Here is a 26145-nt window from a genome sequence, read left to right on the forward strand (position 1 = left end):
TTTGCATATCAATTCGACGGATTCCATCGGGCCGATCGGCCGCCACGACAATCGCTTTCCGGCATCAACTGCGGGAATTCAATCTCCATATTTGCGCCCCGAATTCCACCTGAAAATAGAATCAATAGCCCTCTGACATCGGGTTTGCCCGATGGTGCGGTATCGTACAAAGAGGGGCCGGAAAGTGTCGGATCATTGGCCCGTGAATTCATTTTTGTAAGAAATTCATTGAGCAAAACCTGACGCGGATCAATCATTTCTTGAGGGTTGATTGGGCGGCTGGTAATCGGTGCGTATCTGATTTTTTGCTGATTATCGGGCCAGTATTCATTCGCGTTTTCATTCTTTTGTTCCGCGACGTGCATGGTGCCGTGAGGTCCACGCACGGGGTGTCTGCTCGTCTGCAGATTGAAGTCGTCGAACCGGATGCCGGGCGGCGCGAGGATTAATTACATATCGACAAACAGCCGGTTTGTCGAATGCTGATCGATCGTGAGGGCGTTGCGAAAGAATTCATCGCGATATTCGATCCGATGGGACGTCGCACGCCATCTGGCTGGAATGATCGGTGAAATATAAATGGGCGATGGAGTCGTTTCGTTCATAAATTTAACATATTTAACGTATTGACCTGCGTCGCGATTCGCGGCGTGGTTCGATGCCCCGCTAGATGGGTTATCTAGCATTCTCAATCTGGAGAAACGCAATGCAAGAACTGAATCAGCAGGAAATCGCACAAGTTTCCGGCGGCTACTACGGCGGCGGCTCGATTTTCGACACGCTGGGCAACGTGGTCGAGCTGTACGGCCAGACGCTCTACAACGTCGGCGAAGCGCTGACGACGGCTGTCGTGGGCACGGGCAACGCACTGCTCGGCCTGCTGGGCGGTCAGCACGCGTAAGCCGAGCGCGATTTCCGTGCGATGGCGCGCGCTGCGCCGCCATCGCGTGAATCGCGGACCGCCGCGGCACCGAAGCGGGGTGCCGCGGCGATCTTCCCGGGCAACCGGAACGCATCCCGTCGAACCCAACTGACTGTCTGTCATCCCGTATCTTGACGAACCCGACTTCTCTCTTCCGGCACGAAGCACAACAGGCGCAGCGCGCCGGCGCGCTGGGCGAGATCGTGCTGGTGCGCCCCGTGTCGCTGACGCTGCTGGCGGCCGCCGCGGTCGCGATGGCCGCGTGCGTGCTGCTGTTCTTCACGTTCGGCACCTACACGCGTCGCACGACGGTCAGCGGCGTCGTGATGCCGGATGCGGGACTGGTGAAGGTCTATGCGCTGCAGCCGGGGATCGTCGTCGCGCGCGACGTGAAGGAAGGGCAGCACGTCGCACGCGGGCAGACGCTCTATACGGTGTCCACCGACCTGCAGAGCGCGGCGCAAGGCGCGACGCAGGCCGCGCTGATCGCGCAGGCGCGGCAACGCAAGGCGTCGCTGCTCACGGAACTGGACAAGACGCGCAGCCTGCAGCAGGACGAACGCGCAACGGTGCGCGCGAAGATCGCGAGCCTGGGCGGCGAGCTTGCGCAGATCGACGATCAGCTCGCGGCGCAGCGCTTGCGCACGTCGATCGCGGCCGACGGCGCGAAACGCTATCGCGGCCTGCTGGCCCAGGACTACATCTCGAAGGATCAGGCGCAGCAGCGCGAAGCCGACCTGCTCGACCAGCAGTCGAAGCTGAACGGGCTGCTGCGCGAGCGTGCGTCGACGGCGCAGTCGCTGACGGAAGCGAACAACCAGCTGGCCGGCCTCGACCTCAAGCAGCAGAACCAGCTCGCGCAGATCGACCGCAACGTGATCGACGTCGACCAGAACCTGATCGAAAGCGAGGCGAAGCGCCGGATCGTCGTCACCGCGCCGGAAGCGGGCGTCGTGACGGCGGCGATCGCCGACGTCGGCCAGTCGGTCGATACGTCCAGGCCGCTCGCGAGCGTGGTGCCGGGCGGCGCGCGCTGGCAGGTGCACCTGTTCGTGCCGAGCACGGCGATCGGCTTCGTGCGGGTCGGCGAGCCGGTGCTGGTCCGCTACCAGGCATTTCCGTACCAGAAATTCGGCCAGTATCGCGCCGAGGTCGTGTCGATCGCGCGCACGGCGCTGTCGGCGGCCGAACTCGCGAACGACGGCGGCCCGGCGGCGACGCCGGGCGAGGGGCGCGATGCGACCTTCTATCGCGTGGTCGTCGCGCTCGATGCGCAGCACGTCACCGCGTATGGCGCGCAGCAACCGTTGCAGGCGGGCATGACGCTGCAGGCAGACATCCTGCAGGAGCGCAGGCGCCTGTACGAATGGGTGCTGGAGCCGCTTTACAGCCTGACCGGCAAACTCTGACGAGGTCGCGCATGGCACTACTCGATCGACTCTCGTTCGGCCTCGGCCGCCAGCTGCCGATGATCCTGCAGACGGAGGCCGCGGAATGCGGGCTCGCGTGTCTCGCGATGGTGGCCGGCTATCACGGCCATCACGTGGATCTCGCGACGCTGCGCGGGCAATTCCCCGTCTCGCTGAAGGGCGCGGGGCTCGGGCGCGTGATCGAGGTCGCGCAGCGCCTCGCGCTCGGCACGCGCGCGGTGAAGCTCGACCTGGCGCAGCTCGGCCAGCTTCGCCTGCCGTGCCTGCTGCACTGGAATTTCAACCACTTCGTGGTGCTGAAGGAAGTGAGCGGCAAGACCGCGACGATTCATGACCCGTCGCACGGCATCCGCAAGGTGCCGCTCGCGGAAGTGTCGCGCGCCTTCACCGGCGTCGCGCTCGAACTGTGGCCGGCCGCCGGGTTCGCGCCGCGCGCGGCGCGGCCGGCGGTGAAGCTGCGCGAGCTGCTCGGCCCGGTGTCGGGGCTTTCGCGCTCGCTCGCGCAGATCCTCGCGCTCGCGATCGCGCTCGAAGTCTTCATGCTGGTGCAGCCGTTCTTCCTGCAGTGGGTGATCGACGAGGTGATCGTCAGCGCCGATCGCGACCTGCTGACGGTGCTGGCGCTCGGTTTCGGCCTGTTGCTGCTGATGCAGCAGGCGACCGGCACGATTCGCGCGTGGGCGCTGATGTACGTCGGCGTCACGCTGAACATCCAGTGGCGCGCGAACGTGTTCACGCACCTGCTGAGCCTGCCGGTGCGCTACTACGAGCGGCGCCATCTCGGCGACGTCGTGTCGCGCTTCGGTTCGATCGACACGATCCAGCAGACGCTGACCACGTCGTTTCTCGGCGCGGTGATCGACGGGCTGATGACGATCGTGACGCTCGCGATGATGTTCGTGTACAGCCGCGTGCTCGGCCTGGTCGCGCTGGCGACGATGGCGCTGTACGCGCTTGTCCGGTGGCTGTGGTACGGCCCGCTGCGGCGTGCGACCGAGGACCAGATCGTGCACGCGGCCAAGCAGCAGAGCCATTTCCTCGAAACGGTGCGCGGCGTGAAGACGATCAAGCTGTTCAACCGCCAGACGGAGCGCCGCGCGAGCTGGATCACGCTGCTGGTCGAGCAGGTCAATGCGAGCCTGCACGTGCAGAAGCTGCAGATCTTCTACCAGCAGCTCAACGGCCTGCTGTTCGGCATCGAGAACGTGCTGATCATCTGGCTCGGCGCGCGCATGGTGATGGACGGCCAGTTCACCGTCGGCGTGCTGATGGCGTTCAACGCGTACAAGAACCAGTTCGACAGCCGTGTCGGCAGCCTGATCGACAAGTACTTCGAAGTCAGGATGCTGCAGCTCCAGGGCGAGCGGCTGGCCGACATCGTGTTCGCGCAAAGCGAGCCGGACGCGAGCCTGCGCAACGTGCCGGGAGAGGCCGACGCGCTTGAAGCGAGCATCGAGATCGACGGGCTGTCGTTCCGCTACGCGGACGGCGAGCCGCTCGTGCTGGACGGCGTGAGCGCGACGATCGCGGCGGGCGAGTCGGTCGCGATCGTCGGGCCGTCGGGTTGCGGCAAGACGACGCTGATCGGCGTGCTGCTCGGCATCCACGAACCGACGGGCGGCACGGTGCGGATCGGCGGGTTCGACGTCGGCCGGCTCGGCATCGAGCGGCTGCGCGCGCTGGTCGGCACGGTGCTGCAGGACGACGTGCTGTTCGCGGGCTCGATCGCGGACAACATCAGTTTCTTCGACCCGGACGCGGACCCGCGCTGGGTCGCCGAATGCGCGCGCATCGCGGCCGTGCATGACGACATCGCCGCGATGCCGATGGGCTACAACACGCTGGTCGGCGACATGGGCACGGTGCTGTCCGGCGGGCAGAAGCAGCGCGTGCTGCTCGCGCGTGCGCTGTACAAGCGGCCGGGCATTCTGGTGCTCGACGAAGCGACGAGCCATCTCGACATCCAGCGCGAGATGCAGGTCAACGCGGCCGTCACGCAGCTCGCGATGACGCGGCTGATCGTCGCGCACCGGCCGGAGACGATCGCGTCCGCGCAGCGCGTCATCATGCTGCAGGGCGGCAAGGTCGTGCTCGACCAGTCGACCGCCGCGATGCGCGCGGCGATGGCGGCAAGGACGTCCGCCGCTGCACCCGTCGCGCCGCAGCCGGCGACGCATGACGCCGGTGCGGCGGAACCGGTCGCGGGGCGCTGAGCGATGAAGCGTCTCCTCGCTACCGTGCTGGCTGTCGTCGCGCTCGCGGGGTCCGCGCCGCCGGCACGCGCGCAGCTGCTCGACGTGTACGGCACGCGCAATGACGTCGCGGCCACGCCGGCCGGGGCGATGGCGTCGGCCACCGCGTGCGGCGCACAGCCTGTCGACGCGCGGCCGCTCGCGCTCGAGGACGCGATCCTGCTGGCGATCTGCTCGCATCCGCAACTGAGCCGGACATGGTCGGATGCGCGCGCGGCCGCGGCCGAGGTCGGCGTGTCGAAGGCCGCGTACTGGCCGACGCTCAATGCGACGGCGGGTATCGAGCGCGACAACCTGACGACGAACTACAGCGGCGGCTACTCGCAGGACCAGCGCAGCACCAGCCGCTACGGCATGCTCAACCTGAGCTGGGTGCTGTTCGATTTCGGCAAGCGCGGCGCGACGCTCGACCGTGCGCGCGCGCTGCTGCGCGCGGCCAACGCGGCGCACGACGATGCGCTGCAGAGCGTTTTCTACGACGCGGCGCAGGCGTTCTACGCGCTGCGCGACGCGCAGGCGGCACTCGCCGCCGCGCAGGCGGTCGAGCACGCGGCGCAGGAGAGCCTCGCCGAGGCGAGCGCGCGGCACGACGGCGGCGCCGGCACGCTCGGCGACGCATTGCAGGCGCAGACCACCTACCGCAAGGCGCTGCTCGATCGCGTGAGCGCGGAGGGCGACCTGCAGAGCGCGATCGGCACGCTCGCGACGACGCTGGGCGCCGACGCCGATACGCCGCTGCGCATCGCCGACGCGGAACCGTCGCCCGATCGCGACGACTTCACGCGCGGTGTCGCCGACCTGATCGCCGAAGCCAAGCGCCATCATCCGAAGCTGATCGCCGCGCGCGAAAAGCTCGAAGCGGCGCGCGACGAGGTGCGGGCAGTGCGCGCGCAGTCGTTGCCGACGATTTCGCTGACGGGCAGCGTCGCGCGCAACAACCCGTCTTACCAGCAGCAGGCGTCGTTTCTCCAGCTGCAGAGCAGTCACAGCAACTCGATCGGCATCCAGGTTTCGATTCCGCTGTTCGAAGGGTTCGCGTCGGGCTACCGGGTCGCGCAAGCGAAGGCGCAAGCGGATGCACAGGAAGCCGACGTGCGCAATACCGAACTGAAGGTGTCGCTCGACGTATGGAAGAGCTACCAGAGCCTGCAGACCGATACGACGAACCTGGACAACTCGCGGCATCTGCTCGATACCGCGCTGCATTCGCTCGACATCGCACGTGGGCGCTACAAGGCCGGCGTCGGCACGTTCACGGAATTGCTGAACGCGCAGTCGGCGCTCGCGGATGCGCGTCGGCAGCGCGTGCTCGCGGTGTCGAAGTGGCGGATCGCGAGACTGAAACTGGCGGAGAGCCTTGGGAGGTTGGGATTATGGAACGACGCGGGCTGAACGGCGCCGGGCCGGACGCGAGCGGCGCGCAAGCGCGCGGCTGCGCGTTCCTGTTCCCGGGACAGGGCGCGTTTTATGCGGGCGCGCTGCGGCAGCTGGGCCGCGAACACTCGAGCGTGCGGCTGACGCTCGACCTGCTCGACGCGGTCGCGAGCGAGCGCCTCGGCCGCCCGCTGACGGGCGCGCTGTGGCGTGACGATGCCGGGCTCGACGTCTGGCTGCACGAAGCGCCCGATCTGCTGCAGCTCGGGATTTACGGCGCGTCGGTCGGGATGTTCGGCGTGCTGCGCGAGCACGGCGTGACGCCCGACGTGCTGATCGGACACAGCTTCGGCGAGATCGCGGCGCTGGTGTGCGGCGGCATGTATTCGATCCAGCAGGGCGCGCGGATCGTCTGCGACCGGATAGCGTCGTTGCAGGCGGCGGCGCCGGCCGACGGGATGATGGCCGCGATCTCGACGGGTGCCGACGCGACGCGCGAGCTGATCGACGCGAGCGCCGTCACGCACGCGGTGCGCAACGTGTGCATCGCGGTCGAGAACCATCCGTCGCAGACCGTCGTGTCCGGCCCGCGCGACGCGCTGGAGCGCTTCGTCGCGGCATGCGCGGCACGCGGCGTGACAGCACAGACGCTCAGGTCTCCGTATGGATTTCATCACCCGGATCTGGCCGGCGCGCGCGAACAGTTCGCCGCGCGGCTCGCCGCGTATCGGCACGGCCCGCTCGCGATTCCGGTGTATTCGCCGATCCTCGGCCGCCGCTACAGCGGCGCCGACGATCCGGGCGCGCGGCTCGCGTCGCATTTCGTGCTGCCGGTGCGGTTCACCGATGCGATTCGCGCCGCGTGCGCGGACGGCATCGGGCGCTACGTCGAATGCGGCGCGCTCAACGCGCTGGCGCGCATCGTCGTGCGCATCGCGGGGCCCGGCACGGTCAGGACGTTCGGCGGCCCGTCGAACGCGACCGAGGAATCGAGCGTCGTCACGACCATCACCCGCTATTTCCAGGAGGACAGCATCATGAAGGACGATATTCGCATCGGCAACGCCGGCTCCGGGTTCGACGCGTTCTGGCATGCGCGCGGACCGCACATCGTCGACTGGCTCAAGGGCGAGCTGCGTCACGCGTTCGATGCGGCGAGCACGGCGCCGGCCGGCGCCGCGCCGGTCGCGGCACCGACGGTCGCCGCATTGGCACCGCAGGCCGAGCCGCTCGTCGCGACCGCGCCGCGCCTGGCAGCGGTGGCCGCGCCGACCCTGACGGCGGTGCCGGCGCCGTCGGCGCCTCACGAGCCGCTCGCGGCGGCGAAGCCCGCCCACGTGCCGCGCGAGCGGCTGTTCACGGAGCTCGTCGATATCTACGCGCAAGCGATGGAGTATCCGGCCGAGGTGTTCTCCGAAACGATCGAGCTCGAAGCCGAGCTCGGCATCGATTCGGTCAAGCAGACCGAGATCATCCAGCGCATCACCGCGCGCTACGCGCTGCCGCCGCTGCCGGCCAATTTCCGCAGCGGCGATTTCAAGGCGATGGGGCAGATCGTCGATTTCGTCTACGAGAACCAGGGGAAGGCGGCCGCCTGACGGCCGTGGGCTGAAACGTTGGTCGGCAGGGGGGCCCTGCCCGTAATGACAAGTTCTCGATAGGCAGGCGATCCATGGCGAATACCAGCATGCGCGGCAAGCTCGTCCTCGTGACGGGCGGCGCGAAAAACGTGGGCAAGGCGATCTGCAGGCGTTTCGCCGAGCAGGGCGCGCACGTGATCCTGAATTTCTTCCACTCGCTCGACGCGTCGAAGCAGACGGCCGACGAACTGCGCGCGCTCGGCGCGACGGTCGACGTGATCCGTGCGTCGGTCGCGCAGCAGGCGCAGGTCGACCGGATGTTCGACGAGATCGAACGGCGCTACGGCCGGCTCGACGTGCTCGTCAACAATGCGGCGTCCGGTGCGCTGCTCGGCGTCGACGAGATCGGCGCCGAGCATTTCGATCGCGCGCTCGATACCAACCTGAAGGGCGCGTTCTGGTGCGCGCGTCGTGCCGCGGCGCTGATGGCGCGCTCGGGCGGCGGCGCGATCGTCAACGTGTCGTCGGTGGGCGCGACGCTCGTGCCGGCGAACTATCTGGTCGTCGGCACCGCGAAGGCAGCGCTCGAATCGCTGACGCGCTATCTCGCGGTCGAGTACGCGGGGCGCGACATTCGCGTGAACGGCGCGTCGTCGACGCTGATCGACGGCGACGTCGCCGCGCAGTTTCCGGACCCGGAGAACACGAAGCGCTCGAGCATCGCGGCGACGCCGCTGAAGCGGCTCGCACGCGCGGAGGACCTCGCCGATCTCGTCGTGTTTCTCGCGTCGGATGCGGCGCGCTGGATCACCGGGCAGGTGGTCGTCGCGGACGGCGGGCTGTCGCTGTGCAGCGAAGGGTTGTCGCCGCGCGCGGAATGGGCGGGCGCGGCGCGTGCCGAGGGCGCGGGCGAGGCGGCGCCGGCCGCGGCGCCGCCCGTCTCCGTGAACACGCAGCGGGCCGATGGTCCCGCCGCGCCGCCGGACGACGCGCCGGACAGCGACGACATCGCCGTGGTCGGCATGGGTCTCGCGTTGCCCGGCGCGAGCGACCCCGATGCGTTCTGGCGCGCACTGCTCGACGGCCCCGAACTGTTCGGCAACGTGCCGCCGGATCGCTGGGATTACCGCTCGTTCTATTCGCCCGACACGTCGGCCGAGGACAAGAGCTATCAGTCGCGCTCGGTCTTCATCGAGCAGTTCGAGCCGTGCCCGACGGTGCACGCCGAACTCGACGCGGGCACCGCGCCGCACGAGCTGACGACGCTGTGGCTGCGTCACGCGCTGTGCCAGTCGCTCGACGGCGTGACGCTGCGTGACGCCGATCGCGTGGCGTTCCTCGTCGGCTACACGGCGGACGGCAGCCAGCATCTCGAGGAGGGGATGGTGCTGGCCGCCGCGCGCGAACGCCTGAACGCGGTGCTGATCGAGGCGGGCGTGGACGCGGCCGAGCGCGAGCGGCGCGTGGCCGCGATCGATGCGGTGCTGAGCGCGCGTTATGCGCGCGGCGCCGGCGATCTCGCGTCGTTCTTCCCGCACCGGGTCGGCCTGAACGCGATGCAGGGCGTGCTGCCGGACGACGCGCAATGCATGATGGTCGACACCGCGTGTTCGTCGTCGCTGTATTCGATCGATCTCGGGATCAAGGCGCTGCTGCTCGGCAAGCAGGACGTGGTTGCGTGCGGCGGCGCCTTCGCGCTCGCGCCGCGCGGCTCGGTCCTGTTCTCGAAGCTGCACGGGCTGTCGCGCAGCGGCGAGGTGCGGCCGCTCGACCGCGACTGCGACGGCGTGCTGTTCGCGGACGGTGCGGGCGTCGTGATCCTGAAGCGCGTCGCGCGGGCGCGCGCGGACGGCGACCGCATCCTCGGCGTGCTGAAATCGTTCGGCTCGTCGTCCGACGGCAAGGGCAAGGCGATCTACGCGCCGAATTCGGCCGGCCAGCGCATCGCGATCGACCGCGCGTATGCGCGCACCGCGACGGTGCCGGCCGACGTCGACTGGGTCGTTGCGCACGCAACGGGCACGCCGGCCGGCGATCTCGCGGAATTCCAGAGCCTGCGCGACGCGATCCGGCGCGACCGTCCGGTGCAGGTGACGTCGAACAAGTCGCTGGTCGGGCATACGGGGTGGGCGGCCGGCGTCGTGTCGGTGATCCAGGTGCTGCTCGGGTTGCGGCATCAGGTGATCCCGCCGCAGCACCGCTTCAGCGAGCCGCCGCCTGAGTTCGACATCGCCGGCACGAACCTGCGGATTCCGGTGGCGCCGGTATCGTGGCCGGTCCGGCGTGAATCGGCACGCGTCGCGGCGGTGTCCGGGTTCGGCTTCGGCGGCACGAACGGTCACCTGATCGTGTCGGAATACCGCGCGGATCTGCCTGCCGGCGAGGCGAGCGGACGGTTCGCGCGCGAACCGCTCGCGATCGTCGGCTGGTCCGCGAAGTTTCCGGGCCTCGACGGCGACGCCCAGGTCGCCGCGTGGCTGCGCGGCGAAGGCCGTGCGCCCGACGCGAGCTTCGGAACCGGCTACCCGCTGCCGAGCTTCGCGCGCGTGAAGATGCCTCCGGCGGTGCTGCGCGCGCTCGATCGCTGCCAGCTGATGGCGCTCGACGCCGCGCACGACCTGCGCGAACGCCTCGGCACGTTCTGGCACGCGCATGCGGACACGATCGGACTCGTGATGGGGCACATGGGGCCCACGCGCAATGCGGCGCTCTATGCGAGCCGCTGCTATCTCGACGACATCGCGGCCGCGGTGCTCGACGCGACGCGGCCGGACCAACGCGCGGCGACCGAACGCGTGCTGGACGGCTTGCGCGAGGCGACGAAGCAACTCGTCGCGCCGACGACCGAGAATTCGTTTCCGGGAATGATGCCGAACGTGATCCCAGCGCGCGTCGCGAACTATCACGACCTGCACGGAATGAACATGACGGTCGATGCGGGCCACGCGTCGACGCTCGCGGCATTCGAGGCGGCCGAGCGTTTCCTGTGCAGCGGCGAACTCGACATGGCGATCGTCGGCGGCATCAACGGCAACTCGGCGGAAGAGGTGCGGCCCGCGTTCGGGCTGCCGCTCGCGGAGGGCATCGTGCTGTTCGCCGTCACGACGGTGCGGCGTGCGCAGGCCGAAGGGCTGCCGGTGCTCGCGGTCGTGGGCGGCGGCGACGCGCGGGCTGCTGTCGAGCCGGCTGCGCCGTGCGATGCGACGGGCCGCGCGGTCACGTATGCGGGGGCCGACTCGGCGATCGACGTGCTGCGCGCAATCGTCGCGCGCGATGCCGGCACGACGCTCACGCGCGACGGCGGCGGCGACCGCGCGCGCTACGCGCTGCACGTTGCATGCGAGCCGGCCGGCCCGCACGGGACCACGCCGCACGAGCCGCATCGCGACGCGCTGCGTGTGCCGCCCGCCCATGCGACGGCGCCGGCCGCCGCGACCGCGCAACCGGCCGCATCGACAACCGCGGCGACCGCACCCGTTGAACGCGGCACCCTGATACCCGGCCCGCTGCGCCGGACCGGCGTCTCGGCCGACGGCGAGCCGCTCGGCGTCGCGCGTTACCGGATCGAATGGCGCGACGCGCCGTGGCGGCCCGCGGGCCGGTCGACGCCGTTCATCGCGCCGCGCTGCGTGATCGTGACCGACATGCCGGACGCGCTGGCCGCACAGGCCGCACACGCCGATGCGGGCCCCGGCTGCGTGGTGCTGTCGACGCGGCCGTTCGCCACGCACCGGCCGGGCTGGCACTGGATCGAGCGGATCGACGCGGCGGCGCTCGACTTCCTGCCCGACGGCATCGGCCACGTGCGCGTGCTCACGTCGCTCGACGCCGGCACGCTCGCACCGGGCGCCGCAGCGCCGGCTGCGTCCGCGCGGCTCGCGCTGCACGACCTGGCGTTTCTCGCGATCAAGCGCTGCCATGCGGCACTCGAGCGCGACGGCAGCTTGATCGTATTGCTGCTCGACGCGCTCGCGGGCGACGTACCGCATCCGGATGCCGGCCTGTTCACGGGCCTCGTGAAGGCGCTGGCGATCGAGATGCCGGAAGCGCGCCCGGTTGCCGTGCTGACCGATACGCGCGCGCTGCCGGACGCGCTGCGCGACGCGGAGCGGGAAAGCGGCGCCCGTCACTGGCTGCCGGTCGTCGCGCTGGGCGCCGGACGGCGCCGCACGCCGCGCGTGGTCGCGGACACGGGCGAACTGCGCGCGGACGAGCGGCTGTCGCTCGGCCAGGATTCGGTCGTGGTCGCGGTTGGCGGTGCGCGCGGGATCACCGGCGAGCTGATGAAGACGCTCGCCGCGCAGGTGCGCCCGACGCTGTACCTGATCGGCAGCAGCGCGCTGGACGCGATCGACGCGGAACTGCTCGCTATGGATGACGAAACGTTTGCGAAGAGCCGCCCGGACTACATCCGCCAGCAGAAGATGCTGCATCCGGAACGGCCGTTGCCCGAGATCATCCGCGCCTTCGAGCGGCGTGCCGACGCGCGCACGGCCTGCATGAACATCGAGGCGATGCGCGCGTTCTGCGGCGCGCACCGCGTGACCTACCTGCGCGCCGACGTGCTCGACCCCGACAGCGTGAAGGCGGCCATCGACACGATTCTCGCGCGCGAGCCGCGCGTCGACCTGCTGGTCAACGCGGCCGGACTGAACCGTTCGGCCTCGGTGCGCGTGAAGTCGCTGGACGATTTCGTCGCGGTGCGCGACATCAAGGTACGCGGCTACGGGAACCTGCGCCGCGCGTTCGGCGCGCGGCAGCCGCGCCTGTGGTGCAACTTCGGCTCGTTCATCGGGCTGACCGGGCAGGCGGGCGAAACCGACTACGCGTCGGGCAACGACTTCCTGAACACGCAGGCGTCGTATCACCGCGCGGCGCTCGGTCACGACGAATTCACGATCGGCTGGACGCTGTGGCGCTCGGTCGGGCTCGGCGCGAACCCGGTCACGCGCTCGTTTCTCGAGAAGAGCGGACTGTTCACGAGCATGCGCACCGCGGAGGGGCAGCATCACTTCATGCGCGAACTCGGGCTCGGCGAGCGCGCGGCGATGTCCGTGCATCTCGGCGACGCCGAGCGGCGTGCGATCGAAACGCACCTGCCGGGTTACTTCGACCTCGACGAAGGCGCGCCAGCCGCCGTCGCCGCGTCGCGCGATCCCGATTTCTATCTCGGCGCGGAACGCGCGCGGACCGACGACAGCGTGACGTTCGAGCGCGTGTTCGACCTCGAGCGCGACGCGTACCTGCAGCATCACGTCGTCAACGGCTTTCCGACGCTGCCGGGAACCTTCGTGCCCGAAGTGGCCGCCGAGGCCGCGCTGCGGCTCGTGCCGGGGCTCAAGGTCGTCGGCTTCGCGGACGCGGCATTCCTGCACTTCCTGCGTGTGTACGACGCGAAGCGGCCGAGCGTGAAGCGCATCCACGCGCGGATCGCGTCGCGCGACGGCGACGCGGTGCACGTGCGCGTGCGGATTTCCGGCGACGTGCTGGCGCCTGGCGGGCAGGTGCTCGTGCGCGACAAGCCGCACTTCGAGATCACCGTGCGCCTGGCCGACGCCTACGCGCCGGCGCCGGTTTGGCACGAACCGGCCATGGCGACGTTCACGCCCGTCGCCGATCCGTATCACTTCGATGCGGCGCCGGTGCGGCTGACCGGCATGTTCGTGTCGACGACCGACACCGGCATGAGCGACGCGGGCAAGCAGGCGCGCTTCCGGCTGAACGTGCCGGACGGCGACCCGGTGTTCTCGCGCTTCGTGGTGCCGAGCATCCTGCTCGACGGGCTCGCGCGCGTGGCCGCGCTCGATCACGTCGCCGGCGACTACATTCCGCTCGCGGCGCCGATGTCGATCGGCCGCATCGATATCTACGAAGCCGGCAACGACTGCGAGCTGGCGAGCCGCCACGCGTCGATCGCGCTGCGCGTGAGCCCGCGCGCGTTCGCGCTGGAAGGGCCGGCGAGCAGCGGCAACCGGTTCGTCGCGGTGCGCCCGGACGGCAGGATCCTGATGCAGATGCGCGACGTGACGGGCATCGTGATCGGCTACGTGCATCGCGTGACCGGCGCGTTCGCCGCGCGCGGCGAGATCGACGCGCAACTGGCCGGGCGCGCGTCTTCCGAACAGGTGTCCGCATGAGCATGAAGCGACTCGCGCCCGGCCCGCGCGGCAGCGTCGTGATGGGCAACCTCGCGGCGTACAAGCGCAATCCCGTCACGATGCTGCTGAAGCTGCAGCAGCAGTACGGCGACATCGCGCGCAACCGTCTCGGCCCGTTCCTCACGCACGCGCTCGCGCATCCCGACGGCGTGCAGCACGTGCTGCAGGACAACCATCGCAACTACGTTCGTGGCCGCTTCTACGACAACTTCAAGATGTTCTTCGGCGACGGCCTGCTGACGACCGACGGCGAGTTCTGGCGGCGTCACCGCCGCGTGGTGCAGCCGCTGTTTCACCGCAGGCAGGTCGAGTCGCACACGGCCGCGGTCGGCGCTGCGGCGCTTGCGCTCGTCGAGGCGTGGCTGAAGCGGCCGGCGCATGCGCCGTTCGACGCCGTCGAGGAAATGATGCGCGTGAGCCTGCGCATGCTCGGGCTGATGCTGTTCAACGCGGACATCTCGCGGCATGCGGACGACGTCGGGCCGGCCGTGCGCTTCGGCATCGCGGCGATGATGCCGCAGGGCAACCTGAACGATTTCGTGCCGCGCTGGATGCCGACGCCGTTCAATCGCCGGATCGCGCACGCGCGCCGCGGGATCGACACGATCGTGGACGCGATCGTCACCGAGCATCGCGCGGGGCGCTCCGACACGAGCGACGTGATCTCGCTGCTGCTCGCCGCGCGCGACCCGGACACAGGCGCGCCGCTGACCGAGCGCGAGGTGCACGACGAGGTGATGACGGTGTTTCTCGCCGGCCACGAAACCACCGGCAGCGGGATGGCGTGGGGGCTCTATGCGCTCGCGCAGCATCCGCAGGTGTTGCGCCGCTTGCGCGAGGAGCTCGATGCGGTGCTCGGCGGCCGCGCGCCCGATGCGGCCGATCTCGAACGCCTGCCGTACCTCGCGCAGACCGTTGACGAGATCCTGCGCCTGTACCCGCCGATCTGGGGCTTCACGCGCGATCTGGTCGACGACGACGAGATCGGCGGCTATCACGTGCCGGCTGGCTCGTCGGTGTTCATGTCGCCGTACGTCACGCATCGTCATCCGGCGCTGTGGGCGAACCCCGACGCGTTCGATCCGGAGAACTTCGGATCGCATGCGCCGGAGCGCCACAGGTACGCGTACTTTCCGTTCGGCGGCGGGATGCGCAAATGCATCGGCTACCAGACTGCGTTGCTGCAGATGCGCGTGCTGATCGCGGTGGTGGCGCAGCACGTCGACCTGAGCGCGGTGCCCGGTCATTCGCTCGACACCGGCGCGACGATCTCGCTGCGTCCGCGCGACGGGATCCGGTTGATCGCGAAGCCGCGCTTGCGCGAGCGGGTGTCCGCGGGGCAGGCCGGGGGGGATGCAAGCGCGCCGGCTGTCAGGACATCGGTGTGTCCGCTTACGGGCACGCAAGCGCTGGGGGCTACGTCGTTGCCGTCGCCGTCGCCATCACCATCGCAGTCGCCAACGCCAACGCCAACGCCGACACCGACACCGACACCGACACCGACACCGGCACCCGGCGCCGAGCAACCGGCGAGCGTGGCATCACCCACGCCCGTTCATTCCGCCGGCCCTACGCTGGCGCCGGACGTGCTGGCCTTTCTGCAGCGCGACGCGATCGCGGACGACGCGCCGCAGCGCACCGACGCCACGCCGACGCACCGCTTCACCTGGCGGCCGGTCGAGATCGAGCCGTTGCCCGACCTGCCGGCGGCCGAGCTGAGCGGCAAGCGGATCGCGATCGTCAACGGCCGCGGTCGCACGGTCGAGCGCGTGGTGGCGACGCTCACGCGCGCCTGTGCGAAACCGGGCGTGTTCGCGCCGGCCGACGGCGTGGATCCGGCGGCGGCCGCGAGCGCGTTCGTCGCGCAGTCGGGGCCGTTCGACGGGATCGTCGATCTCGGCATCGAAGCGCGGTTCTCGCTCGACGCGCGCGATCAATGGGAAGCGCCGCTGCGCCGCACGGTCGCGCTGCTGCAGGCGTGCTACGGCGACTGGTCGCAGGAAGAATCGACGTCGCGGCTGTTCTATCTGGCGCTCACCTGGCAGGACGGCCTGATGGGCCATGGCGACGGCCCGCTCGTCCAGCCGCTCGGCGGACTGTGGGCCGGCCTCGCGAAGACGCTGCCGCAGGAACTGCCGAACTGCAACGTGCGCGTGCTCGACATCGCGCCCGACGAAACGGGGCGCGTCGACCAGCTGATCGCGCGCGAACTGTACCGCTGGGGACGCTTCGAGGTCGGCCACCGCGGCGGACGCCGCCATACGCTCGTCGCGACCCGCGACGACCTGCCGGCCGACGCGGCGCCCGACTGGGCGCCCGACGACGTCGTGCTTTTCTCGGGCGGCGCGCGCGGCATCGGTTTCCTGGCCGCGTGCGCGCTCGCAAAACGCCATCGCTGCACGGTGATCGTCACCGGGCGCGATGCGTTGCCCGCCGGCGACGAGCCGTGGCTCGCGCTCGACGACGCGGGCTTCAAGCGCTACGGGCTCGAGCAACTGCGCCAGGCGACGCCCGGGCGATCTCCGAAGGCGATCCGGGATGCGCTGCGGCAGCTCGAACGCCGCCGCGACCTGAAGGCGTCGCTCGACGCCGTGGCTGCGCTCGGCCTGCCGGTGCACTACCGCGTATGCGACGTGACCGACGCGGAGGCCGTGCGCACGCTGTGCGACGCATTCGGCGACCGGCTGCGCGCCGTGATCCACAACGCGGGCATCGATCAGCCGGTGCGCTTGCCGCGCAAGAGCGCCGACGAGTTCATCGGCACCGCGCGCGTGAAGGTGCTCGGCTTTCTCAATCTCTACGCGGCGGTGCGCAACCGGCCGCGCGTCGACTGTTTCGTCAACGTCGGCTCGCTGACCGGCCGCTGGGGCGGAATGACAGGCGAGACCGACTATGCGGCCGCGAACGAGGCGCTGGCGCGACTCGGCTGGTGGGCGCGGCGCGACGCCGGCGAGCGCGTCGTGAAGACGATCGCGTGGCCGACGTGGGACGGTGTCGGGATGATCACGAACCTCGCCGTCACGCGGCGCTACGTAACGCCGATGCGAATCGACGACGGCGTGCGCCACTGGCTCGCGGAACTCGCGGCGCCGGCGAATCCAGCGAATCCAGCGACATCCGGCAGCGGCGAGCCGATGTACATGGGCGCGGTCGGCCGCGCACTGACGCCGATCCAGCTGCGCGGGTTCGACGCGGTGGAAGGCTTGCCGAACCTCGGCGAACTCGCGACGCGCCGGCATCACGCGGGCGCGCCGCGACGCTTCCGGCCGTTCGCTTGCTTCTCGACGCGCTATCGCACGGCCGGCGCACCGTACACGCATGCCTTCCGCGTCGACGGCCGCGCGGCCGTGCCGGCGTCGCTGCTGCTCGAGCACGCGCGCGTCGTGGCCGACTGGGTCGCGCCGCCCGGCGGCGAGCGGGCCTGCCTGCAGGAAGCCGTCGACATCACGATCGCGCTCGACGCGCTCGCCGACGCGCTCGACGGCCACGGCGATCTCGCGCTCGACACCGACGTGAGCGGCCGCACGGTGGACGACGGCTGGCACGTGACGGTGCGCTGCGCGTCGCTTGCCGGCCGCGTGCTGCTCGATGCGACGTTCGTGTACCGCAGTCATCCACCCGGCGGCACGACCGTCGCGCTGCCGCGCGAGACGGAGGACGGCCCGGCCCGGCGGTCCGCACGCGCGAGCTGGCGCGACGACCTGTTGCCCGAGGCCCGATGGAGCGGCGGCATCGCGCAGGCGAAGGCCGCCGGCCCCGCCGCGCTGTGGGGTGTACAGGGTGTGCAGGGTGATGCAGGGCGCGTGCCGTGTCCGCAGCTGTGGCTGCCGGTCAATCACCTGGAAAACGTGCTGCGCGTGCTGCTCGGCGCGTGGCCCGCCGATGGCGAGCCGGCGCACGCATGGCGCATCGGCCGCATCGTGTTCGGCGCCGCGCAGGCGGGCGACGCCGACATGCTGCTGCGCTATCCGGACGATCGCTTCGCGATCGCGGATCGCGCGGGCGCATCGATCGCCGACCTGTACGACGCGCGGCTCGCCGGCGCGACCGACACGCAAGCCGTGACGGCGTCGGCTACTTGAACGGGAAGAGGAGGTTCACCATGACGGAGCGCAACGACGGCGCGCGGTACTGCATCATCGGCGCGGGCGCGGCGGGCATCACCGCCGCGAAGAACCTGCTCGCGGCCGGCATCGGCTTCGACGTGATCGAACGCGAGGACGACGTCGGCGGCAACTGGTACTACGGCCGCCCGAGCGGCGCGGTGTATCGCTCGATCCACATGATCAGCTCGAAGCGGTTTTCCGAGTACACCGATTTTCCGATTCCCGACGACTATCCGACCTATGCACGCGGCGACCAGGCACTCGCGTATCTGCGCGCGTACGCGCGGCGCTTCGGCGTGTACGACCGGATCGAGTTCGGCCGCTCAGTGCTCGAGATCGCACCGGTGCAGGGCGGCACGCAGTGGCGCGTGGAACTCGATCGCGGCGAGGTGCGGACCTATCGCGGCGTGATCGTCTGCAACGGCCACCTGTCGCATCCGCAACTGCCCGACTATCCGGGGCGGTTCGACGGGCTGCAGCTGCATTCGTCGCAGTACCGCACGCCGGAGATCTTCGATGGCAAGCGCGTGCTCGTGGTCGGCGCCGGCAATTCCGGCTGCGACATCGCGGTCGAGGCGTCGCATCGTGCGCGCGCGGTCTTCCACAGCACGCGCCGCGGTTACTACTACTGGCCGAAATTCCTGTTCGGAATGCCGGCGGACGAGTGGGCGGAATGGCCGCTGCGGCTGCGCATGCCGTTGTGGGCGCGGCGCTTTTTCGGCGAACGGCTGCTGCGCCTGACGACGGCCGGGCAACCCGAACACTACGGGCTGCGCAAGCCGGACCACAAGCTGTTCGAATCGCATTTCATCATCAATTCGACGCTGTTCTATCACCTCGGACACGGCGACCTCGACGCGCGGCCGGACGTGCGCGAACTGAAGGGCGATCGCGTCGTGTTCGTCGACGGCAGCGAGGAGGCGATCGACGTGATCGTGTACGCGACCGGCTACCAGCCGAGCTTCCCGTTCATCGACCAGGCGCACCTGCAATGGCGCAAGCCGCAGCCGTCGCTGTACCTGAACCTGTTCGACGCGCAGCATCGCGACCTGTTCTTCATCGGGCTGTTCCAGACCTCGACCGGCAACTGGCCGTTGATGGACTACCAGGCGCAGCTGCTCGCCCGCTACCTGCATGCGCGCGACGCGGCGCCGCGCAAGGCCGCGCGCATCGACCGGCTGATCCGGCGCGGCCGCTCTGACTGGAGCGGCGGCATCGCGTTCCATCGCACGCCGCGGCACGTGATCGAGGTCGAGCATTTCGCGTATCGGCTGCAGCTGCGACGGCTGATACGCGGGTTGCCGGCCTTGCCCGGCGGTGCGAGCGCGGCGGCATCGAAGGCGGCGCCGGCGCACGCGGTGCGCGCGGGAGGTGCGTCGTGAGCCTCGTGCATGTCGAACACCTGTCGAAGACCTACCTGCTCGACAGCGTGCGCGTGACCGGGCTCGCCGACGTGTCGGCGACGCTCGACGCGGGCCGCTTCACCGTGCTGAGCGGCCCGTCGGGCAGCGGCAAGACGACGCTGCTGAACCTGATCGGCTGCATCGACCGCCCCGACAGCGGGCGTGTGACGATCGCCGGTCACGACACGGCGTCGCTGTCGGACGATGCGCTGTCGGATTTTCGCGCGCGTCATGTCGGCCACGTGTTCCAGACCTTCAACCTGCTGCCGGTGCTGTCCGCGTACGAGAACGTCGAGTATCCGCTGCTGATGGCGGGCTGGGCACCGGCGCGGCGCGCGGCGCGGGTGCGCGACCTGCTCGACGCGGTCGGCCTGGCCGACAAGGCGCGGCACCGGCCGAGCCAGCTGTCGGGCGGCCAGCGCCAGCGCGTCGCGATCGCGCGTGCGCTCGCGGCCGAGCCCGCGATGGTCCTCGCGGACGAACCCACCGCGAACCTCGACAGCGCGACCGGGCACGCGATCATCGCGTTGATGCGCGCGATCCAGCGCGAGCGCGACGTGTCGTTCATCGTGTCGTCGCACGATCCGGAGGTGGTGAAGGTGGCCGACGCCGTGATCCGGATTCTCGACGGCCGCATCGTCGGCCACGAACAGGCCGGCGACGACACGGCGACGCAGGAGGTGTGCCGATGACCCATACGCTGATGCTCGCGCTGCGCAACCTGCAGCGCAACCGCCGGCGCTCGCTTACCACGCTGCTCGCGATGATCGTCGGCGTCAGCGCGATCCTGTTGTTCGGCGGCTTCAGCCGCGACATCACGCTCGGCCTGCAGACCGACTTCGTGCAGCGCAGCGGCCACCTGCAGATCCAGCGCCAGGGCTATTTCCTGTACGGCACGGGCGACCCGGCCGCGTACGGGATTCGCGGCTACCCGGCGCTGATCGAACGATTGCGGCACGACCCGCAGCTCGCGCCGCTGCTGCAGGTCGTCACGCCGACGCTGCAGTTCGGCGGGATCGCCGGCAATTTCGCGGCCGGCGTGTCACGCACCGTGATGGGCTTCGGCGCGATTGCGGACGATCAGTACCGGATGCAGCAATGGAACGCCTACGGGTTCCCGCTGCAGCCGCGCACATTCGCGTTGCGCGGCAGCGCCGGCGACGCGGCGATCGTCGGCCTCGGCGTCGCGCGCGTGCTGCACCTGTGCGGCCCGCTGCGCGTGCCGGATTGCCGCGATGCGCCGCCGGCCCCGGCCGAGCCGCCCGCCGACGGCCCGGCCGCGACCGCGCCGCCCGACGTGCTCGCGCTCGCACAGGCCGAGGCCGGCACGCGGCCGGCCGCCGACGGCGCGCCCCATGTCGAAGTGCTGACCGCGAGCGCGGGCGGCGCGCCGAACGTCGGCCGCTTCTCGGTGGTGAAGGCGGACCAGCAGGGCGTGAAGGAACTCGACGACGTGTATCTCGCGGTGCACCTGCCGCAGGCGCAGCGGCTCGTCTACGGCGGCGCCGCGCCGCGCGCGACCGCGATCGAGATCCAGCTCGCGCGCACGGCCGACCTGCCGGCGGCACGCGCGCGCATCGAACAGCTGCTGCACGGCGGCTTCGACGGGCAGGCGCTCGACGTCGTCGATTTCGCGACGCTGAACCCGTTCTACGACCAGACCAACCGGATGTTCTCGGTGATCTTCGGTTTCGTGTTCGTGCTGATCAGCGCGATCGTGCTGTTCGTGATCAGCAACACGATGAGCACCGCGATCATCGAGCGCACCGTCGAGATCGGCACGCTGCGCGCGATGGGCATGCGGCGCGGCGGCATCCAGGCGCTGTTCGTCTGCGAGGGCGCGCTGCTCGGCGTGGCCGGCGCGTCGCTCGGCGTGCTGGTCGCGCTCGCCATTGCCGCGATCGTCAATCGCAGCGGGCTGGCCTGGACGCCGCCCGCGCGGATCGACGCCGTCGCGCTGACGGTGCGCGTGTGGGGCGAGTGGCGAACCATCGCCGTCACGTTCGCCGGGCTCGCGTGCGTGGCCGGGCTGTCCGCGTGGCTGCCGTCGCGGCATGCGGCGCGGCTGTCGATCGTCGATGCATTGCGGCACGTGTGAGGTCGCCCGATTGCCGCGTTTTTCGTTCACTTCACTTTCGGGAGAGCGCCCGTGCGTCGCCTGTTCGTTTCATGCTGTCTGAGTCTTTCGTTCCTGGCCGGCGTCGCGCGTGCGCAGCCGGCGCCCGATCCGCAGAAGGTGCTCGCGGCGAGCGACGCGATCCGCACACCGGAGAAATCGTTCGTGCTGACCGCGACGCTCGTCGAGTACCGGTCCGGCAAGCAGGTCGACGGCAATACGCTGTCGATCCATTCGAAGCCCGACGCGCCCGGCGGTGCGTTCCGCACGCTGGTGCGCTTCGTCGCGCCGGCGCGCGACACGGGCAAGCTGATGCTGAAGAACGGCAACGACCTGTGGTTCTACGATCCGGCGAACCAGGCCAGCGTGCGGATCTCGCCGGACCAGCGGCTGCTCGGCCAGGCCGCGAACGGCGACGTCGTGACGGTCAATCTCGCGCACGACTATACGGCCGCGCTGAAGGGCGTCGAGGACATCGTCGACGGCGATCGGCAGACCCGTCGCGCGTACCGGCTCGCGCTCGCCGGCCACGGCGACGGGCTCACGTATCGCCGCATCGAGATCTGGATTGACGCGGCGAACAACCGGCCGCTGAAGGCGCGTTTCTATTCGGAAAGCGACCGGCTGCTGAAGACCGCGTTCTATCGCCGCTACACGATGCAACTGGGCGTCGAGCGGCCGACCGAGACCGTCATCATCGACGGGCTCGACAGCAACTGGGTCACGGTCATGCGTTTCTCGGACTACGCGTGGCGCGACATTCCCGATGCATGGCTGCAGCGCGACTACCTGTCCCGCTTCCAGGCGCAATGACGGCGCGGCGCCGAGGCCGGATCGCGGTGCTCGCGTTCGTGCTGCTGCCTGCGCTCGTGCGTGCAGCGGATGCGGGTGGGGCGGGTGGGGCGGGTGGAGCGGGTGCGGCGGATGGCACGGCCGGCGTCGACGCGGCCGACGCCGCGGCGCTCGCGCTGGCCGACCAGCCGGCCGCGACGCCCGCCGACACCGCGAAGCGGTGGAAGCTGAACGTGCAGGACGCGCTGCGCACGAGCCGTTATCGTGACGGCGGCGAGGCCGGCCGCAACCAGCTGTCGATCGAGTTCGAATACGGCCAGTGGCTGACGCCGTCGTTCGCCGCGCATTTCTCGATGCGCTTCGACCGCTTCGATCCGCTCGGCACGTCGCGCACGTCGTCGCGCGACGTGACGCTCGTGAAGGAAGCGTATGCGAGCTGGCGCGCGTCGCCCGCGTTCGTCGTCGACGCGGGGCGCGTGAACGAGCGGCTCGGCGCGGCGATCGGCTACAACCCGACCGACTTCTTCCGGGCCGGGGCGGTGAGTCTCGACGTGCCGCCCGATCCGGACAGCCGGCACACGAACCGGCTCGGCACGGTCGGGCTGCGCGCACAACAGGTGTGGGACTCGGGCTCGCTCGCGGCGCTGCTGTCGCCGCGGCTCGAGCGCCGCAGCCTGCCGGGCGATCCGGCCGCGTCGTCCGACCTGCAGCGCACCAACGGCGTCGACCGCTGGATGCTCGTCGCGAGCCAGCGGCTCACCGCGGCGATCCAGCCGCAATGGATCGTCTACGGCGAAAGCGGGCAGGCGCCGCAGTTCGGCCAGAATCTGAGCGTGCTGCTCGGCAACTCGGTGGTCGCGTACGTCGAGTGGACGGGCGGCTACCGGCGCTCGCTGATCGCGCGTGCCACCGGCGCGGCCGACGATCGTGCGTTCCGCACCAGTTCATCGGTGGGCGCGACGTGGACGCTGCCGGTCGACCTGTCGCTGACCGCCGAATTCCAGAGCAACGGCGGCGGCGCAAACGCGGCGCAATGGCGGTCGTTGCAGCGCGCGAACCCGCTCGCATGGGGCCGTGCGGTGCAGACCTCGATTGCCGCGCAGGAACTGCAAACCCGTCACGGCGTGTTCGTGATGGCGGCGTGGCGCAATGTCGGCGTGCGTCGCCTCGACCTGTCGGGCTTCGTGCAGGCCGATCTCGGCGGCGGCCGGCAATACTGGCTCGAGTTGCGGCGGCGTTTCGACCGCTTCGACGTCGCGCTGCAATGGCTGCATCAGGGCGGGCCGTCGTGGAGCCGCTTCGGCGCGATGCCGGAGTCGACGAGCGTTCAGGTGCTGGGCATTTTTTATCGATGACGCAAGGAGAATTCGAATGAGCAAACGCGCGCTTCAGGCGGCGACCGCCGTGCTTGCGCTGGTTCCGACGATCACCGGAGTGCTCGGCATGATGGGCATCCATGATCCGCTGTACGCGTCGCTCGGCATCGCGCTGCCGGCCGACGCGACGCTGGACGGCAACCTGCGTTTCCATGCGGGCGTCTGGCTCGGGCTCGGGCTCGCGGCGTTTTCGGTGATCCCGCGCATCGAGCATCAGGGGCGGCTGTTCGCGACGCTGTGGATGATGATCTTTCTCGGCGGTATCGGGCGGCTGATTTCGCTCGCGGCGCTCGGGCTGCCGTGGCCGCCGTTCGTCGGCTTCACGGCGCTCGAAGTCGTCGGCGCGCCGCTGTTCATCGCATGGCAGCGGCGCGTGGCCGCGCATGCCGCATGGGAGCACGCGAATGCATGACTTCGACATCGACCAGCGCATCGCGCCGCGTCGTCGTGCCGATGCGGCCGTGCGGGGCATCGCGGCGGCGTTCCTGCACGCCGTGGCGGGACGACGCGTATCGCTCGGGTACGCGCGGTTCATCGCCCGTATCGCGCTGCTCGCGTGGGTCCTGCTGGGCCCGGCGCAGGCCGGCGCGCAGACGGCCGTCGACGACTACGCGGCGACCCGCTATCCGATCGTCCTCGTGCACGGGTTGACCGGGACCGACGACTATTTCGGTATCCTGCCGTACTGGTACGGCATCCAGGCCGATCTTCAGCGGCATGGCGCGACCGTCTACGTCGCCGACTTGTCCGGCTTCCAGGGCGACCTCGGCCCGAACGGGCGCGGCGAACAGTTGCTGGCCTACGTCAAGCAGGTGCTCGCGGTCACGGGCGCGGCCAGGGTGAACCTGATCGGTCATAGCCAGGGCGGGCTGACGTCGCGCTACGTGGCGTCGGTCGCGCCCGCGCTCGTCGCGTCGGTCACGACGATCGCGACGCCGCACCGCGGCTCGCAGTTCGCCGATTTCGTGCTGGGCGCGCTGAAGCTCGACCCGACCGGCCTGTCGACGCCAATATTCGGTGCGCTGCTGAACCTGTTCGGGATCCTCACCAGCGACACGCACAACACGAACCAGGATGCGATCGCCGCACTCAACGCGCTGAGCACGCCCCAGGCCGCGCAGTTCAACCAGCTGTTCCCGAGCCCGGGGCTCGGCGCCGGCGCGTGCGGCACCGGCGCACCGGTCGAGACGATCGGCGGCAACGTGCATCTGCTGTATTCGTGGAGCGGGGCCGCGTATCAGCCGGTGTCGCTGCTCGGCATCGTGACCGGCGCGGTCGACACCAGCGTGATTCCGGTCATCGATCCCGCGAACGTGCTGGATCCGTCGACGCTCGTGTTCCTGACGGCCGGCAACGTCATGGCGCTGGCCGGCGCCGGCCCGAACGACGGTTTCACGTCGACCTGCAGTGCGCGGTTCGGCACGGTGATTTCGACGCGCTATCGCTGGAATCACTTCGACGCGATCAACCAGCTGCTCGGCGTTCGCGGCGCCTATGCGGAAGACCCGGTCGCCGCGCTGCGCGTGCAGGCAAACCGGCTGAAGCAACAGGGCGTCTGAGCGATGAAGGTCCGGACCATGCTGTCCCGCGCGGTGTTGTACGGCGCGACCGGGGCGATCGCCGCGGCCGCCGTTTGGCACGCGTTCGGTCGTCAGGCTGCGTCGGCGGCTGCCGTGGCCGCCACGGATACCGCGCCGCCCGGCCACGCCGCGCCGAGCGGTGCGGCGGTGCCGCGGCCGGTGCTTGCCGTGTCCGATTTCGCGCTGCCGGCCTCGCTCGCGGGCGCGCGTGCGCCGCGCCTGCCGGTCGGGCCCGGCGGGCGCCTCGCGCACGTGCATGCGGTGCGGGAATTCTTCGATTACTTTTTGCTTGCGCAGCATGACCTGACGCCCGCGGCGCTCGATGCGCTGGTCGCGCACGAAATCGCATCGCAGCCGATCGGCGAGCCGGCCCGCCGCGATGCGCTCGATCTGTGGCCGCGCTATCGCGCGTGCATCGCCGCGTTCGACACGCTGCCGGGCGCGCTGCCGGCAGGCGCCGGTCTCGATCCGGACGGCATCGCCGGCGAACTCGAGCGGCGTGCGGCGCTCGCGCGCCGCTGGCTCGGCGACTGGAGCGCGCCGTTCTTCGACGCGGAATTGCGGCGGCAGCGCGGCGATCTCGACCGGATCAGGATCGCGCGCGATCCGACGCTCGATGACGCGCAGAAGCGCGCACGCCTCGCCGCACTCGATCAGGCGTTGCCGCCGGACGAGCGCAACGCACGCGAGCGCGCGGCGCGCCAACGCGATGCGCTTGCAACGCTCGCGCGGCTCGACGGCCGGCGTGCGACGCCCGATGCGCTGCGTGCGCAGCTCGGCGCCGAGGTCGCCGCGCGCGTCGAGCGGATGCAGCAGGGCGACGATGCGTGGCGGGCACGCTATCGCGATTACGCGGCCGAACGCGACCGGCTCGACGCGCAGCCGCTTGCGCCCGACGCGCGCGACGCGCAGCTCGCGCAATTGCGGCAACGCGACTTCCCGGATCCGGCGGACGCATTGCGGGCCGCATCGCTCGACGCGGGCCGGGCCACGGCATCGGCGCACTAGCACCCGTCTCGGACGTGCACGCCGTCACGGCGCTCACACCTGGCGAGG

The 26145-nt window shown here is 70.1% G+C and carries 16 protein-coding genes; 15 read left to right on the forward strand and 1 reads right to left on the reverse strand.

From position 1 onward, the window contains the following. Nucleotides 1-8: 8 nt before the first annotated feature. Nucleotides 9-386, reverse strand: coding sequence for a hypothetical protein (locus tag U5A56_RS26265; RefSeq protein ID WP_321925306.1), 378 nt, complete (start codon nt 384-386; stop codon nt 9-11). Between the two features lie 320 nt (nt 387-706). Between U5A56_RS26265 and U5A56_RS26270 the strand changes: the two genes are divergently transcribed. From U5A56_RS26270 to U5A56_RS26340, 15 genes are all read left to right on the forward strand, one after another. Further along, the gene (locus tag U5A56_RS26270) at nt 707-901 is read left to right on the forward strand and encodes a hypothetical protein (protein ID WP_044844870.1); all 195 of its coding nucleotides are present in this window, start codon (nt 707-709) and stop codon (nt 899-901) included. A 152-nt stretch (nt 902-1053) separates the two neighbouring features. Further along, the gene (locus U5A56_RS26275; protein ID WP_321925308.1) at nt 1054-2331 is read left to right on the forward strand and encodes an HlyD family secretion protein; all 1278 of its coding nucleotides are present in this window, start codon (nt 1054-1056) and stop codon (nt 2329-2331) included. Nucleotides 2332-2342: 11 nt separating this feature from the next. Further along, on the forward strand, nt 2343-4565 hold the full coding sequence (locus U5A56_RS26280; protein ID WP_321925310.1) for a peptidase domain-containing ABC transporter: 2223 nt from the start codon (nt 2343-2345) through the stop codon (nt 4563-4565). Nucleotides 4566-4568: 3 nt separating this feature from the next. After that, nucleotides 4569-5996, forward strand: a complete 1428-nt coding sequence (locus U5A56_RS26285) for a TolC family protein (protein ID WP_321925312.1) — start codon at nt 4569-4571, stop codon at nt 5994-5996. After that, on the forward strand, nt 5978-7576 hold the full coding sequence (locus U5A56_RS26290; protein ID WP_321925314.1) for an acyltransferase domain-containing protein: 1599 nt from the start codon (nt 5978-5980) through the stop codon (nt 7574-7576). Before U5A56_RS26285 ends, U5A56_RS26290 begins: the two co-directional genes overlap by 19 nt. Before the next feature lie 74 nt (nt 7577-7650). Then, nucleotides 7651-13695 carry an SDR family oxidoreductase gene (locus U5A56_RS26295; protein ID WP_321925316.1) on the forward strand — a complete coding sequence of 2015 codons (6045 nt, stop codon included), beginning with the start codon at nt 7651-7653 and terminating at the stop codon, nt 13693-13695. Continuing rightward, the gene (locus U5A56_RS26300) at nt 13692-17798 is read left to right on the forward strand and encodes a cytochrome P450 (protein ID WP_321925318.1); all 4107 of its coding nucleotides are present in this window, start codon (nt 13692-13694) and stop codon (nt 17796-17798) included. Before U5A56_RS26295 ends, U5A56_RS26300 begins: the two co-directional genes overlap by 4 nt. Nucleotides 17799-17818: 20 nt before the next feature. After that, the gene (locus U5A56_RS26305; RefSeq protein WP_321821907.1) at nt 17819-19204 is read left to right on the forward strand and encodes a flavin-containing monooxygenase; all 1386 of its coding nucleotides are present in this window, start codon (nt 17819-17821) and stop codon (nt 19202-19204) included. Then, complete coding sequence (locus U5A56_RS26310; RefSeq protein ID WP_321925320.1) at nt 19201-19917, forward strand: ABC transporter ATP-binding protein; 717 nt, start codon at nt 19201-19203, stop codon at nt 19915-19917. The genes U5A56_RS26305 and U5A56_RS26310 overlap by 4 nt, the downstream gene beginning before the upstream one ends. After that, nucleotides 19914-21323, forward strand: coding sequence for an ABC transporter permease (locus tag U5A56_RS26315; RefSeq protein WP_321812797.1), 1410 nt, complete (start codon nt 19914-19916; stop codon nt 21321-21323). The genes U5A56_RS26310 and U5A56_RS26315 overlap by 4 nt, the downstream gene beginning before the upstream one ends. Before the next feature lie 51 nt (nt 21324-21374). Beyond that, nucleotides 21375-22154 carry an outer membrane lipoprotein-sorting protein gene (locus U5A56_RS26320; protein ID WP_321925322.1) on the forward strand — a complete coding sequence of 260 codons (780 nt, stop codon included), beginning with the start codon at nt 21375-21377 and terminating at the stop codon, nt 22152-22154. Continuing rightward, a complete protein-coding gene (locus tag U5A56_RS26325) occupies nt 22151-23488 on the forward strand; it encodes a hypothetical protein (RefSeq protein WP_321925323.1) in 1338 nt (445 codons plus the stop codon). Before U5A56_RS26320 ends, U5A56_RS26325 begins: the two co-directional genes overlap by 4 nt. Before the next feature lie 16 nt (nt 23489-23504). After that, on the forward strand, nt 23505-23921 hold the full coding sequence (locus U5A56_RS26330) for a DUF4345 domain-containing protein (protein ID WP_321801515.1): 417 nt from the start codon (nt 23505-23507) through the stop codon (nt 23919-23921). Next, nucleotides 23914-25068 carry a triacylglycerol lipase gene (locus U5A56_RS26335; RefSeq protein WP_321925326.1) on the forward strand — a complete coding sequence of 385 codons (1155 nt, stop codon included), beginning with the start codon at nt 23914-23916 and terminating at the stop codon, nt 25066-25068. The genes U5A56_RS26330 and U5A56_RS26335 overlap by 8 nt, the downstream gene beginning before the upstream one ends. A 3-nt stretch (nt 25069-25071) precedes the next feature. Beyond that, complete coding sequence (locus tag U5A56_RS26340) at nt 25072-26097, forward strand: lipase secretion chaperone (RefSeq protein WP_321925328.1); 1026 nt, start codon at nt 25072-25074, stop codon at nt 26095-26097. The last annotated feature ends 48 nt before the right edge of the window (nt 26098-26145 follow it).

The sequence above is a fragment of the Burkholderia sp. BCC1998 genome, from assembly GCF_905339875.1.
GTDB lineage: Bacteria > Pseudomonadota > Gammaproteobacteria > Burkholderiales > Burkholderiaceae > Burkholderia.